Origin of the sequence: Acidovorax sp. CCYZU-2555 (assembly GCF_018413525.1) — a bacterium.
GTDB lineage: Bacteria > Pseudomonadota > Gammaproteobacteria > Burkholderiales > Burkholderiaceae_C > Comamonas.
Genome location: NZ_JAHCDD010000117.1, coordinates 1 through 13,345, shown reverse-complemented (window position 1 = coordinate 13,345; position 13,345 = coordinate 1). Strand labels below are relative to the sequence as shown.

General features: G+C 67.2%; 13 protein-coding genes. 5 read left to right on the top strand and 8 right to left on the bottom strand.

Annotation, left to right across the window (positions count from 1 at the left end; all coding sequences use genetic code 11):
• Both KHY18_RS25630 and KHY18_RS25625 read right to left on the bottom strand, forming a co-directional pair.
• Window positions 1–205: VOC family protein (locus KHY18_RS25630; RefSeq protein WP_502769412.1), on the bottom strand; the 205-nt coding region annotated here is incomplete at its 3' end.
• Window positions 202–1,245 carry an amidohydrolase family protein gene (locus tag KHY18_RS25625; protein WP_213306865.1) on the bottom strand — a complete coding sequence of 348 codons (1,044 nt, stop codon included), beginning with the start codon at window positions 1,243–1,245 and terminating at the stop codon, window positions 202–204. The genes KHY18_RS25625 and KHY18_RS25630, both read right to left, overlap by 4 nt.
• Window positions 1,246–1,323: 78 nt before the next feature.
• Here KHY18_RS25625 and KHY18_RS25620 point away from each other — a divergent pair, with 78 nt between their 5' ends.
• A complete protein-coding gene (locus tag KHY18_RS25620) occupies window positions 1,324–2,250 on the top strand; it encodes a LysR family transcriptional regulator (RefSeq protein WP_213306863.1) in 927 nt (308 codons plus the stop codon).
• A 12-nt stretch (window positions 2,251–2,262) separates the two neighbouring features.
• Here the strand turns inward: KHY18_RS25620 and KHY18_RS25615 are convergent, their stop codons facing one another.
• From KHY18_RS25615 to KHY18_RS25605, 3 genes are read right to left on the bottom strand one after another with little or no spacing between them, the layout of a single operon-like run.
• Window positions 2,263–2,688 carry a GlcG/HbpS family heme-binding protein gene (locus KHY18_RS25615; RefSeq protein ID WP_213306862.1) on the bottom strand — a complete coding sequence of 142 codons (426 nt, stop codon included), beginning with the start codon at window positions 2,686–2,688 and terminating at the stop codon, window positions 2,263–2,265.
• A complete protein-coding gene (locus tag KHY18_RS25610; RefSeq protein WP_213306860.1) occupies window positions 2,689–3,666 on the bottom strand; it encodes a Bug family tripartite tricarboxylate transporter substrate binding protein in 978 nt (325 codons plus the stop codon).
• A 53-nt stretch (window positions 3,667–3,719) separates the two neighbouring features.
• The gene (locus KHY18_RS25605; protein WP_213306858.1) at window positions 3,720–5,477 is read right to left on the bottom strand and encodes a thiamine pyrophosphate-binding protein; all 1,758 of its coding nucleotides are present in this window, start codon (window positions 5,475–5,477) and stop codon (window positions 3,720–3,722) included.
• 99 nt (window positions 5,478–5,576) lie between these two features.
• Here KHY18_RS25605 and KHY18_RS25600 point away from each other — a divergent pair, with 99 nt between their 5' ends.
• Window positions 5,577–6,449 carry an AraC family transcriptional regulator gene (locus KHY18_RS25600; protein WP_213306856.1) on the top strand — a complete coding sequence of 291 codons (873 nt, stop codon included), beginning with the start codon at window positions 5,577–5,579 and terminating at the stop codon, window positions 6,447–6,449.
• Between the two features lie 7 nt (window positions 6,450–6,456).
• Here KHY18_RS25600 and KHY18_RS25595 read toward each other — a convergent pair whose 3' ends face one another.
• A complete protein-coding gene (locus tag KHY18_RS25595) occupies window positions 6,457–8,070 on the bottom strand; it encodes a carboxylesterase/lipase family protein (protein WP_213306854.1) in 1,614 nt (537 codons plus the stop codon).
• A gap of 169 nt (window positions 8,071–8,239) precedes the next feature.
• A complete protein-coding gene (locus tag KHY18_RS25590; RefSeq protein WP_213306846.1) occupies window positions 8,240–9,013 on the bottom strand; it encodes a coniferyl-alcohol dehydrogenase in 774 nt (257 codons plus the stop codon).
• Window positions 9,014–9,188: 175 nt separating this feature from the next.
• Between KHY18_RS25590 and KHY18_RS25585 the strand changes: the two genes are divergently transcribed.
• Entirely contained in the window at window positions 9,189–10,973 is a 1,785-nt protein-coding gene (locus tag KHY18_RS25585) for a sigma-54-dependent Fis family transcriptional regulator (protein WP_249729385.1), read from the top strand.
• Window positions 10,974–10,994: 21 nt separating this feature from the next.
• Here the strand turns inward: KHY18_RS25585 and KHY18_RS25580 are convergent, their stop codons facing one another.
• The gene (locus KHY18_RS25580; RefSeq protein ID WP_213306843.1) at window positions 10,995–11,792 is read right to left on the bottom strand and encodes an IclR family transcriptional regulator; all 798 of its coding nucleotides are present in this window, start codon (window positions 11,790–11,792) and stop codon (window positions 10,995–10,997) included.
• A 191-nt stretch (window positions 11,793–11,983) separates the two neighbouring features.
• On the opposite strand from KHY18_RS25580, the gene KHY18_RS25575 reads away from it, so the two are divergent.
• Window positions 11,984–12,973 carry a tripartite tricarboxylate transporter substrate binding protein gene (locus KHY18_RS25575; protein ID WP_213306840.1) on the top strand — a complete coding sequence of 330 codons (990 nt, stop codon included), beginning with the start codon at window positions 11,984–11,986 and terminating at the stop codon, window positions 12,971–12,973.
• 33 nt (window positions 12,974–13,006) lie between these two features.
• Window positions 13,007–13,345, top strand: a 339-nt coding sequence (locus KHY18_RS25570) for an enoyl-CoA hydratase/isomerase family protein (protein ID WP_213306837.1), incomplete at its 3' end; no start/stop codon positions are given.

Below are 13,345 nucleotides of genomic sequence, written 5' to 3'. Positions count from 1 at the left end.
TCACCTTGAGCAGCCGGGGGCTGCCGCTGGCCTGGTGCAACGCCAGCAGATGGTGGTCGGCGCCTGAGCCGCGCAGATAAACCACGCCCTCGCCACGGTCCGCGACTTCAAGCCGCCAGATGTCGGTATAGAAACGCTCGGCGGCGCTCAGATCAGGCACGGTGAGCGCAACGCTGCGCAGTCCCTCTATCCAGGGCGATTTCATTCGGAGTCCTTGTGTGGGTCCAGGCCCAGAAAGCGCCTGGCATTGCGGTGGGAAATTGCCTGGAGCGTCGCGGCATCAAAGCCGGCGCTCTCCAGGCGCTGCATGGGTGCGCGTTCCTGAAAATTGAACGGATAGTCGGTGCCCACCATCAGCGCGGCCGGGCCGAAGGCGTGCAGCAGCTGACGCAACATGGCGTCGTCGAACACCAGCGTGTCGTAGAACAGGCGGCGCACGGTGTCTGCCGGCGGTTCGCTGATCGATTCGCGCAGCGCCGCAAACACCTGCCAGCCCTGCTGCAGCCGCGGCAGCAACGCGGCCAGCGTGCCGCCGCCATGGCTGAATGCCATGCGCAGCTTGGGCTGGCGCGCCAGCAATCCGCCAGTGACCACCGAAGCCGCGGCCAGGCCCACATCCGTGGGATAGGCCAGCACCTGCTGCAGCGCCGCGGGGCCGACCAGGCGTTCCATGCCGGCGGGGCGCACCGCGTGCACGAACACGGCGGCATCGAGTGCCACGCAGGCTTCGAAGAATGGATCGAACATCGGCGCGCCGACCGGCAGGCCATTGATGTTGCTGCCGATTTCCACGGCACGCAGGCCGAGCACGCGCACCGCGTGTTCCAGTTCGCGAATCGCCAGATCGATGTCCTGCAACGGCACGACACCCATGCCGGCCAACTGTCCGCCGCCTGCGTCGACCAGCGCCGCGGTCTGGTCATTGAGGTAGCGCGTGAGCTGCTGGCCCGCGGCCGGCGCCATCCAGTAGCCGAACAGCTCGGGCATGGGCGAGACCACCTGCAGCGCCAGGCCCATGGCCGGCAGATCGGCCAGCCGTTTCGGTGCGCTCCAGCAGCGGTCGGACACGGTGCGATAGACCTTGCCCGAAATCATCACGTGGCGATGGCAGTCGTGTGCCGGCGCCATCGAAGGCCAGTCCGCGGGCAGCGCATTGCCGATGTAACGGGGAAAGTGCTCCGGCACCAGATGGGCGTGCACATCGATGCCGCAGCCGCAGGGTACGGATTGTTGATGGGGTTTCATTTTTTGTCTCCGAAACGGATCTTAGGAATCGCATAAAACTCTGTACAGGCGATCTGACAGATAACTAAAATCGGTTCCATGGATATACGTTCGGTCGATCTCAACCTGCTGGTCATCTTTGATGCGATGGCCAGATTGCGCAGCGTCAACAGAACGGCGGAAGCCGTGGGCCTGAGCCAGCCCGCGGCCAGCGGCGCACTGGCGCGGCTCAAAGTGCTGTTCGACGACCCGCTGTTCATCCGCACCGGCGGGCGCATGGAGCCCACGCCGCGCGCGCTCGAGCTGGCGCCTGTGGTGCATCAGGTGGTGCAGACGATAGAGTCGGAAATCCTGCAGCAGGTGGGCTTCAACCCGGCGCGCGCCGACCGCAGCTTCACCATCCTGATGCCCGATATCGGCGAAGTCGCGTTTCTGCCCGGCGTGCTCCAGCGCCTGCGCCAGGAAGCGCCGCTGGTGCGGCTGCACGCGGTGTCGAAGTCGCGCAGCGCCGCGGCGGCGGCGCTCGAAAGCGGCGAGGCCGAGCTGGCCGTGGGCTACTTTCCTGATCTGCAGCGCGCCAACTACTTCCAGCAGGCATTGTTCAAGACGTCGTATGTCTGCATTGCCTGCGCCGGCAACGAGCAGGTGGGCAGCCGGCTCACGCGTGCGCAATACCTTGCGGCGCGGCATATCGTGGTGCGCCCCGACGGACGCGAGCATCTGCTGGACAGCCATCTGGTGGAAAAAGGCTGGAACCGCCTGGTCACGCTGGAGCTGTCGCACTTCATGAGTCTGATCACGCTGCTGCCCGGCAGCGATCTGATTGCCACCGTGCCTGAAGACATTGCCACTGTGGTCGGCCGGCATATCCCGCTCAAGCGCATACGCCTGCCCTTTGCCACGCCCGAACTGCAGGTGCAGCAGCATTGGCACCGGCGCACGCACAACGATCTGGCGAATCGCTGGCTGCGCGGGGTGTTTTATGAAGTCAATCGGCGCGAGGCCGGAGCAGGGTTGACGCGCTGACGCACCGTCCCGTCACTCACACACATATCCCGCGGCATGCACGCCCGCGATGCAGATGATCTCGTCTTCATCGCCCGTGCCGCCGCTTGCACCCACGGCGCCCAGCACCTGGCCCTGCGCGTCCTTGATCAGCACCGCGCCAGTCTGGGCCAGAAAGCGCCCGTTGGCCGTCGCCGCCAGCGACACAAAGAAGTTCGGATTGTCCTTGGCGCGCTGGCCCAGCACGCGGCTGGACGCACCCATGCCGACCGCGGCCCAGGCCTTGCCCAGCGCCACATCGAAGCGGAACATGCTCGCGCCGTCCTCGCGCGCAAAGGCCACGAGATGGCCGGCATCGTCGATCACCGCCACGCCCATGGGCCGGTAGTTGGCTTCGCGCGCCTTGGCCAGAGCGGTAGCAATGATCTGCTGCGCAGCTTCAAGTTTGATTCGTGTCATTCAATCCTCCGGAGTAAAGCCTGTGGTCCTGACCACGCGCTTCCAATCCGCGTGGTCTTTCTGTAGCAGCGCGGCAAGCGCCGGCATGGCGCCGCCAGATGGTGCAAACGGTTCTAGCGCATTGCGCTGGAAGACTTCGGCCATCGCCGGCGTCCTGATTTGCTCGCTGACCGCGGCATTGAGCGCAGCCAGCCGGGCGACGGGCGTGGCCGCGGGTGCGAACCAGCCCAGCCATTCGACAAAGGCAATATCCTTGTAACCCAGCTCCTGCAGCGTGGGCGTGTCGGGCAGCGCCTTCCAGCGCGTGGGGCTGGTCACGGCCAGCACACGCAACTTGCCTGACGCCACATGCGGCAGCACTTCGCTGAGCACGTTGAAACTCACCGGCACCTGCCCGCCCAGCAAATCGGTGAGCAGCGGGCCGCCGCCTTTGTAGGGAATGGGATTGAGCGCCAGGCCCGCGCCGCGCGCCAGCAGCATGCCGGCCATGTGCAGCGCCGTGCCCGTCGACGGAATGCCGTAGTGGGCCTGGGTCGGATGCGCCTTGGCCCAGGCCAGGTAATCGGCCACGGTCCTGACCTGCGCCGGCACGCCCGGCCCAGCCGTGAACGCATAGGTGTAGCTGCACAGCCCGGCGACGGCAACAAAGTCGGTCAGCGGCTCGTAGTTGAGTTTCTTGAACACATGCGGGTGCAGCGTCAGCACGCCGGCCGGCGACTGCAGCAGCGTATGGCCGTCGGGCGCGGCGCGCTTGACGAACTCGGCCGCGATGCGCCCGCCCGCACCGGGCTTGGAGTCATAGACCAAATTCTGCGGCGTCTTGCCGCGCAGCTGCTCAAGCAACGGCCGGGTCACCATATCGCCCAGCCCGCCCGCAGGAAATCCGGACCAGATTACGGTATTGCCCGGGCTCTGGGCATGGGCCGGCCAGGCCCTGGCCGCGAGCGCTGTCGCGCCCAGGAAAGTTCTGCGTTGCATTTTGTCTCCTTTGTTTTATAGGTTTCGCAGTGCAGGGAAAGAATCGCGGTCGCTCAGCTGTCTGCTGTGCCCGTGAGCGCCTCAAAGCTGTATTTGTTCATGCTGACGAATTGGGAAACTGCCGGATGCGGTACAAAGTGCGTGCGGCAGTCGAGCACCGCGGGCAGGCCCGAGGCCAGCGCGCGCGCTATGGCCGGGGCCACGTGTTCGGCCCGGAGCACGACTTCGCCATGGCAGCCAAAGCCGCGCGCGATCGCCGCATAGTCGGTGTCCTCGAGCGCCGTGCCCATCTCGAAATCCAGGCCCTTCTTCTGCCCCATGCGGATCACGCCCCAGGCGGCGTTGTTGTGGACCACGCTGATCACCGGCAGCCGGTAACGGCGCGCGGTGTCGAGTTCATTGAGCGTGAAGCCAAACGCGCCGTCGCCCGTGAGGTTGAACACCGTCCGGTCAGGAAACTGGCTTTGCAATGCCATTGCGGCCGGCAGGCCGAAGCCCAGATGGCTCATGCCGGGCTCGTGCAAGCGCGTGCGCACATCATGTGCGGGCGTGAAATCGTTGCTCCAGAACGTGGTGTGGCCGCCATCGAACACCGCCAGCGCGTCGCGCGGCATGGCAGCGGCAATCGCCTGGGCCAGCGCCGCCGGGTGCATGACCTCGCCCGGTTCCCGGGCCAATGCGGCCAGCCTGTCGTCATACGCCCGGCGCACGGCGCGCACGCTGTCCAGCCAGCCCGGCTCGGTCGCCACCTCGGAGCCCAGGGCGGCGAGCAGATCGCGCAGCGCTTGGCCCGCATCGGCCTGCATCGCGACATCGTGCGCCACGGTCTGCCCCAGCGCGCTCGGATCGATATTGATATTGATCACGCGGTGATGGCGCCGCGCCAGCGCGCCCTGCGCGTCCCAGAGCCACGACGACCAGCGGCAGCCCACGCTGATGATGGTGTCAGCCTGCTCGAACGCCTGCTTGACAGCGTCGCCAGCGATGATGCCGCCGTGGCCTATGAAGTGTTCGCTGTTCGATGGAATCAGGCCCAGCGCCATCTGCGTGGGCAAGGCAGGCGCCTGCAGGCGCCTGGCCAATTCCCGGAACGCGCCCTGCGCGCCCGCAGCCACCACGCCGCCGCCGCCGACCAGCAGCGGCCGGCGCGCGCTGCGCAGCAACGCCACCGCATCCTCAACGGTCTGGGCCGCAGGCCGCGGGCCGCTCATCACGCGGTAGCGCCGCGGCGCGAGATCGAGTTCATCGGCCGCGAACGCCTGCACTTCGGCCAGCACGTCCTGGGGAATGTCGAGATGCACCGGGCCGGGCCGGCCGCTGAGCGCTTCGCGCAGCGCGCGCCGCGCGAGTTCGGGAATGCGGCGCGCGTCATGGACCACGGCATTCCACTTGGTCAGCGGCGCGGCGACGGCACGCGTGTCCATGTCCATGAACATGCCCGCATGCGGATAGGACGCGGCCCGGTGCTGGTTGGTGGTGATGGCCAGCAACGGGATACTGTTGTTGAACGCCACGCCCAGGCCCGAGATGAGATTCAGTCCGCCCGGACCGAGCTCGCCGACGGCCACCGCGATGCGGCCCGTTCCCGCGTGCACGGCCGCGGCCATCATCGGTCCGGCAGCTTCGTGGCGCAGGCCGATGAAGCGCAGCGCCGATTGCTGGCTCAGCGCGTGAAACAAAGGCGAGAGCTTGCCGCCGACAATGCCGAAAATCGCATTCACGCCTTCGGCCTGGAGAACGCGCACCAGCGCCTGGGCGCCAGACACGCGGATGGTTGCAGGGTGGTCCATGGAATGAGGGTGGGTGGTCATGCTGCGATGGTGCGTGCAGTAAGGTAAAAGAGCGATGGACGAATTGGGCGGTTTGTTGTACTTTTCCGGCATCGATCGCTCTTTTTGAAAGCCCAGCTCTTGCTCTTGGTTCCCTATCAGGAAGTGCGGCATCACCAGCCCGATGACTGCCTGCATTACGAATCCGTCGCCGTTCGGGGCCTGGAGATGGATTGGACAATTCCGGCCCATCGTCATCCCCTGCTCTACCAGTTCCAGCTGCTCGATCGCGGCGCCGTGCGCGCCAGCATCGACGGCCAGGTGATGCAAGTCGACGGGCCGGCCGCATTGATGCTTGCTCCGGGCTCGGTGCACGGCTTCACCTATTCGCGTGCAGCCGTGGGCCACCAGATCACCATCCCCGAACGCACGCTGGCGCATCTGCTGGGTCTGTCCGATATCGCCGAAAAGCACCTGCAGACTTCGTTCGTCGCCGCGCTGCAGGCGCACGCCGAGCCGCTGCGCCGCCTGTTCGCCGACGTCGCGCGCGAGTACGCGGGCAAGGAAATCGGCCGCGCCCAGACCTTGCTGAGCCTGGCGGCCATGATTGCGGTGCAGCTGGCGCGCATTCAGGGCCAGCAAAGCGAACGCAGCGCCGCGCCAGGCATGCGCGATGCGCTGGCCCAGCGTTTTCTGACGCTGGTCGAAGCGCACTACGCGCAGCAGCGCGCGCTCGACTTCTATGCCGAGCGGCTGCAGGTGTCGGCCGATCACCTGAGTCGCGCCTGCAAGCAGTGGCTGCGCCGCTCGGCCCTCAATGTCCTCAATGACCGGCTGATGCTCGAAGCCCGGCGCCTGCTGGCCTATACCGCGCTGCCCGTGGCCCAGATCGCCGATCAGTTGGGCTACAGCGACCCGGCCTATTTCACGCGCGCTTTCGGCCGCGCCATGGGACACTCGCCGTCGCGCTACCGCCAGCTGATCGCCCAGGGCGTGCGCGCGGCCGATGTCTGACGCCTGCCTAAAAAGGCAGCGGCCGGCCCAGACTCTGGGTATGGAAGCCATCGAAGAAGTCCAGGCCGGCGCGTGAGAACACCGCGCGCGGCGCGATCGTGTCGCCGATCTCCATGGTCTGGCTGGTGGGCCCGGTGAACTCCGGCCATTGCGGCAGACCGCTGGCATTGGGATTGCCGCTCGCGGCGAAGTTCACCAGATACGACGAGGCGACATCCGCGATCTGGCGATCCAGCGGCGTGTAGGGCCGCGGCGGTGCGCTGCGGTCGAGGTTGTTGTAGAGATAGACCTGCTCCAGTGAGTGGTAGGCCCCGAAATTCGTCGGCGGATCCTGCTCGTTAAAGCGCTGGCCTGCGTGGTAGTCGGGCCGGCGCGTGAAGAAGTAAAGATAGGTCGGCGCCTTGCCCTGGGCCGCATGCGCGCGCGCCAGCGTCCAGGGCTGCCAGGCGAACTGGCCGTCGCGCATCGGCGCATAGGCCATGGCCTGCACATCGGCGTCATTCGTGACCGGGTAGGCCGCCTTGAACGCCGGCGCGAGGCCGCCATAGCGCGCCGCCGCCGTCGCTTCGTAGCCGGCCACCGTGGTGGCGAACGCCGGGTAAGGCGTGCCTTCATCGGCATTCCAGCCCAGCATCAGCGGCACATCGTTGAACTCCCGGCGCGTGAACAGCCTATCCATCTGGTCGGGCAGCACGTCGCCATCCACGATGGGGCCCGACGCAAACGTCGCGGCCATGATGTCCTTGGCGGATTTCTGCCGCAGCACATCCAGTGTCTGGGCTCCCAGCGCCTTGCCGAACGCGCTGCCGGCGGCTTCGGCCTGGGCCAGCGTGGGAGTGTCGGCGCCCGCAGGCATGACGCCCAGGCTGCCCAGCACCATGCGATGGAACAGCCCCTTGGCTTTGGGCGAGGCGAGCAGCACGCTGGCCAGGCCGGCGCCGGCCGATTCGCTGTAGACCGTCACGCGCGCGGCGTCGCCGCCAAATGCGGCAATGTTGTCCTGCACCCATTGCAGCCCGGCCAGTGCATCGAGCAAGGCATAGTTGCCCGAGCGGCCGGCCTCGACGCTCAGGGCCGGATGGGCCAGAAAGCCCAGTGCGCCCACGCGGTAGTTCATCGTCACCACGACCGCCCCCTTGGACGCGAGCCCGCGGCCGTCGTAGTTGGTCTGCGAGGCCGCGCCCAACTGGTAGCCACCGCCATACAGCAACAGCATCACGGGCCGCTTCTCGCGCGCGCCTTGCGCCGTGCCGGTCCAGACATTGAGGAACAGACAGTCTTCGGACTGCGGTCCCGGGTCCTGGTAGAGGATGGAGCCGGGCTGGCCTGCGGGCCGGTTGCCTTGCACGCAGGCGGCGCCGAAACTGTCGCCCGCGCGCGCCCCCGACCAGGCTTGCACCGGCTGCGGCGCCTTCCAGCGCAAGGCGCCGACGGGCGGCGCCGCGAAGGGAATGCCCTTGAACGCGCGCAGCGTGGCGCTCGAGTCGCCAGCAGCGGCAATGGCGCCGCCGCTCACCTGCACCACATCGCCGCGCGGCGAGTAAACAGCGCCGCCGCCACAGCCGGCGATGACGCCAGCCGCGCCCAGGCAGGCCAGGAATTTACGAGCAAACAGAGTCATGAATCACGCAGTCTTGAAGGAAAGAAATCCGCGCGCCGCCGCCAGCGGCGCAAGCGTTGTGCGTTGCGGATGATAGGCAGACGACCTTCATGCGTACAGACGATGGCACCGATATGCGAAATCCGTTCAACGGATATCGCAGCGCGCGCCGCGGCGGCGCGCAGGCCCATCAGAAGCCGTGCATCTGCAGCTGCACATTGGCGAACATGCCGCCGTCGGCCGGTACGTTGGTGCCGCGTATCCAGGCCGCGCCATCCGACAGCAGAAAGCCGACCACGGGCGCGATGTCGGCCGGCGTGCCGGGGCGGTCCATGGTGCGCATGTCTTCTTCCGCGCGCGCGCCCAGCGTCTGCACGAAGTCTTGGAGGATAGGTGTGTCGACCGGGCCGGGACTCACGCAGTTCATGCGTATGCCACGGCTGCGCCAGGTCCAGCGGTTCTCCATCGTCCAGACGATCAGCGCTTCCTTGGCGAAGAAGTAGCTGCGCGCGCCTTCGATGCCCTGGGCCGCGCAGAAAGTCTCGACATCGCCCATTTGCAGCGTGGCGCTGGCCTGGATGGCCGCTTTCGCTTCGGGCCAGCCCATGCCGGCCAGCGACGCGAGGTTGACGATGGATGCGCCGTCGGCGAGCTTGGGAATCAGCCGCGTGGTGAGTTCCTTGAGCCCTACCAGGTTGACCTTGACCACGGCCGCCGCGGGCCGCGTGGGCGGCAGGCCGGCGATGTTGGCCAAGCCGTCTATGCCTTCGGGCAGGTCCGCGACCAGCTGGTCGATCGACGCCAAATCGGACAGATCGGCCTGGATGAAACGCCCGACCGCCTTGGCGGGCGCGTTGATGTCGACCGAAATCACATGGGCGCCCTGCGCTTGCGCGAGGGCCGCGGTCGCGGCGCCGATACCGGAGGCGGCGCCCGTGACGACGATGGTCTTTCCTTGAAGCATGGTGGTTTCCTTGATGAAGATGCCGAGAAAGAACGCAAGCCCGATGCCAGGCCCGAGCGCACGCCAAAACCCATGCACATCAATCACTTGCAAAACCGCGCAAGGGATAACCACGAATCAACAGCGCATCGCTTGATAAATAATTGATCATCATTTTTCAACCAATGGCTGCCACTTGCCTTCCACCAGAATTCCCGCCCGCCTGTCCCTGGCCGAAATGCAGGCCCGCATCGGCGCCGGCAGCAGCGCCGACGTCGACGACGGCCTGTCGCCCACGCTGCGCGAACTCACGCAGACGCTGTCTTTCTCGCCCGGCGACGGCCGCATCTGGCTCAACGACCAGCGCATGGTGCTGTGGCGCTCGTCCACCTACGGCGCGATGCGGCGCGAACTCATTGCGAGCCTGGGCCAGGACCAGGCGCGTTCGCTGCTCACGCGCGTGGGCTATGGCGCCGGCGCGCGCGACGCCGAACTGGTGATGCGCATGTGGCCGGGCGGCGACCCGGCCAACGTGTTCAACGCCGGCCCGCGCATGCACAAGCTCGAAGGCATCGTTCGTCCCGAGACCGTGCGCTTCGAGTTCGACATCGGCAAGGGCGACTTCTTTGCCGATTTCCTGTGGCACGACTCGAGCGAAGACGACGAGCACATCGCCGCCTTCGGCATGGGCACGGAGTCGGCCTGCTGGATGCAGGTCGGCTATGCGAGCGGCTACGCCACGGCGTTCATGGGCAAGCCCATCATCTACCGCGAAGTCGCCTGCCGTTCGGCGGGCGCCGAAGTCTGCCGTGTCGTCGGCCAGCCGGCCGATCAATGGGACCATCCCGAGCAAGACCTGCGCTACTTCACGCCGCAGGCCTCGACCGAGCGCGTGCGCCGCGCGCTGGCGCCCGTGACGCCCGTGACGCCCGTGACGCCCGTCGCGCCCGCAGCCCGCAGACCGGCCAGCGCCCTGTCCGCGCAGGGCAGCGAAGGCCTGATCGGCATTTCGCCGGGCTTCAGCGCCGCACGCCATCTGATCGAGCGCGTCGCGCCCACGCAGGCCAGCGTGCTGTTCACCGGGCCCTCGGGCAGCGGCAAGGAGCTTTTCGCGCAGACGCTGCACGCCATCAGCCCGCGCGCCAACGCGCCCTTCATCGCCATCAACTGCGCGGCGATTCCCGATACCTTGATCGAGTCCGAGCTGTTCGGCGCGGACCGCGGCGCCTACACGGGCGCGCTCGATGCACGCGCCGGGCGCTTCGAACGCGCCAAAGGCGGCACGCTGTTTCTCGACGAGATTGCGTCGCTGAGCCTGATCGCGCAGGGCAAGCTGCTGCGCGCGCTGCAGGAGCGCGTGATCGAACGCGTGGGCGGGCAAAAGCTGATTGCCGTCGATGCACGCATCGTCGCCGCCACCAATGTAGACCTGCGCGCCGAAGTCGCCGCGGGAAGATTCCGCGAAGATCTGTTTTTCCGGCTGAACGTTTTTCCGATCGCGCTGCCGGCGCTCAAGGACCGGCGCGACGACATCCCGCTGCTGATGGAAAGCTTTCTGCGCAAGTACAGCCTGGCGCATGGGCGCGAAGTCTCGGGCTTCACGCCGCGCGCCGTGCAGGCGCTGCTGCAGTACCACTTTCCCGGCAATGTGCGCGAACTGCAGAATCTGGTCGAGCGCGGCGTGATCATGGTCGAGCCCGACGAAGCGATCGATGTACACCACCTCTTTCGCGGTGGCGAAAGCCTGGACGTCGACGCGCTGGGTCTGGGCAGCGGCGGGCGCCTGGTGCAGACCAACGCGCTGCTGGCGCCGGCCGCGTCAAGTGCGGCCAAGGGCGAGCGCGCCGCCGCGCGCAAGTCGGCCATGGTCTACCAGACGGCGCTGGTCGACGCGCGCTACAACGTCGCCGAAGCCGCGCGCCAGATGGGACTCACGCGCGCGCAGATGGCGTATCGCGCCAGGCGCCTGGGCCTTCTTTGACGCCGTAGAAATCCACTGCCGTCAAAATGCCGCGGCGGCGTCGAGCCGCTGCGCGATATCGCTGCGCAGCTGCAGCAGGGCCGCGCACAGCTCCTCGGCCACCAGCGCCAGCGGCTCGGCCGTCGACAGGCTGCAGTTGAGCACATAGACCGCATCGGCCGTGACCAGCGGCGTGGCCAAGGCCACCACCTCGGGCTGCCAGGCCGCGGCGCAAAAGCCGCGCGCCTGGACCGACTTCGCCGCCTGCGCGATGTCCTTTTTCAGCGCCGGCCACTGCGCCGGTCTTTTCTGCGCGAAGCGCGCGAGCAGCGCTTCGCGTTTGGCCTCGGGCGCCACAGCGAGATAGGCGCGCCCGAGAGACGTCAGCTCCATGGGCACGCGCTGCCCTGACACCACATGCCGCAGCACGATGCGCCGGCTGTAGCGTATCGACTCCAGATAGACCATTTCATCGCGGTCGGGGCAAGCCAGGCCGACGTTGATCTTGCGGCTTTCGGCCAGCGCGCGCATCAGCGGCGCGGCCACCGACAGCACGCTGGACCCGGTGCGCATCGCATGCGCCAGGCTCAGCACCGCGGGCGCGAGGCGGTAGGCGCGCTGCTGCTGATCGACCTGCAGCATGCCCGCGCCCACGAGCGTCTGCGTCAGCCGGCTCACGGTGGCCTTGGACAGCCCCGTGCGCTCCACAAGATCGCCATTGCCCAGCAGCTCGGAGCCGGGCCGGAACGCGCGCAGGATTTCGATGCCGCGCTCCAGCGAGCGGTTCGCGGGCGACTGCCCGGGCTTGTCGTGCAGGATTTCGCAACGGCCGTGGTCCATGGTGAGCAAGGTCTTTCGCAGAGGGAATGAACGCCGCATTCTCGCACGCCGCGCGCCAGGCCAATTCCACCTGGTGGAACTGCAGGGATCACAAACCGCGCCCCTTCCCCTAAGCTGGCGCAGACCGGCATCGGTGCTGATGCGGGAGTCGAACACCCGGTCCATGACCGCAAAAAAATCAGGAGACAAAAATGCTTCATTCCTTTGCTCGCCGCGGCGCGACATCATTGGCCTTCATCGCCGCCCTCATGGGCGCGGCGGGCAGCGCATCCGCGGCCTTTCCCGAAAAGCCGGTGCGCATGGTCGTACCGTTCGCTCCGGGCGGCGGCACCGACCTGATCGCGCGCACGCTGGGCGCGGAGATGTCCAAGGACCTGGGCCAGCCCGTGATCGTCGAGAACAAGCCCGGCGCGGGAACGATGATAGGCACCGACAACATCGCCAAGAGCGCGCCCGACGGCTATTCGGTGGTCGTCGCCTCGTTCGCGCATGCGACCAATCCCGCGCTGCAGCCCAAGCTGCCTTATGGCAGCAACAAGGCCTTCGCGCCCGTGGTGCTGATCGGCCGCGGGCCCAACGTGCTGGTGGTGCGCAGCGAAAGCCCGTACAAGACCGTGGCCGACGTGCTGGCCGCGGCCAGGGCCCAGCCCGACAAGCTGACCTATGCCTCGCAGGGTGCGGGCACGTCGGCGCATCTCGCGGGCGAACTGTTCGCCAATCTGGCCAAGGTCAAGCTGACCCATGTGCCGTATCGCGGCGCGGGCCCGGCGCTGACCGATCTCATGGGCGGACAGGTCGACATGATGTTCGCCACCGCGGCCGCGGTCTCCACCTTCATCGGCAATGAGGGCACCCCCAGCAAGCTGCGCGCGCTGGGCGTGACCACGCTCGAGCCTTCGGCCGCGTTCAAGGGCGTGCCGGCGATCGCCGCCAGCGTTCCCGGTTACCGCGTCGAGAGCTGGTATGGGCTGTATGTGCCCGCGGGCACGCCAGCGCCGGTGATCGACCGCCTCAACGCCGCCGCGCGCAAGGCCGCGCGCGCCCCCGACTTCGTTCGCAAGCTCGAACACGAAGGCCTGGTGATCAACGCCGGCCCGCCCGCCGAACTCGACGCCTATGTGCAGGCCGAGGAAAAGCGCTGGGCTCTGATCGTCAAGGACAACAACATCAAACCCGACTGACCGCCACGCCAGACATCGCCCTTGGAAAACACCATGAACTACTCCCTGATTCAACTGCAGGTCACCGATGCCGTGGCCACCATCACCCTGAACCGGCCCGACAAGCGCAACGCCATGAGCGACGACATGCGCACCGAGTTCATCGACGCGCTCGAACGCGTCGCGGCCGACAAGGCCGTCAAGGCCCTGGTGCTGACCGGCGCCGGCAAAGGCTTTTGCGCCGGCGGCGACATCAGCGGCATGCAAAAGCGCATGAACGCGCCTGCGGGCGAAGTCGGCTTCAACGGCTGGCAGCGCCAGCAGCGCGTACACCATGTGCAGGCGCTGCTGCACACCATGCCCAAGCCGGTGATCGCCGCCGTCAACGGCGCG

Coding starts and splice junctions, on each gene's coding strand:
- KHY18_RS25625 (WP_213306865.1), bottom strand. CDS start 1,245: ATGAAACCCCATCAACAATCCGTACCCTGCGGCTGCGGCATCGATGTG.
- KHY18_RS25620 (WP_213306863.1), top strand. CDS start 1,324: ATGGATATACGTTCGGTCGATCTCAACCTGCTGGTCATCTTTGATGCG.
- KHY18_RS25615 (WP_213306862.1), bottom strand. CDS start 2,688: ATGACACGAATCAAACTTGAAGCTGCGCAGCAGATCATTGCTACCGCT.
- KHY18_RS25610 (WP_213306860.1), bottom strand. CDS start 3,666: ATGCAACGCAGAACTTTCCTGGGCGCGACAGCGCTCGCGGCCAGGGCC.
- KHY18_RS25605 (WP_213306858.1), bottom strand. CDS start 5,477: ATGACCACCCACCCTCATTCCATGGACCACCCTGCAACCATCCGCGTG.
- KHY18_RS25595 (WP_213306854.1), bottom strand. CDS start 8,070: ATGACTCTGTTTGCTCGTAAATTCCTGGCCTGCCTGGGCGCGGCTGGC.
- KHY18_RS25590 (WP_213306846.1), bottom strand. CDS start 9,013: ATGCTTCAAGGAAAGACCATCGTCGTCACGGGCGCCGCCTCCGGTATC.
- KHY18_RS25580 (WP_213306843.1), bottom strand. CDS start 11,792: ATGGACCACGGCCGTTGCGAAATCCTGCACGACAAGCCCGGGCAGTCG.
- KHY18_RS25575 (WP_213306840.1), top strand. CDS start 11,984: ATGCTTCATTCCTTTGCTCGCCGCGGCGCGACATCATTGGCCTTCATC.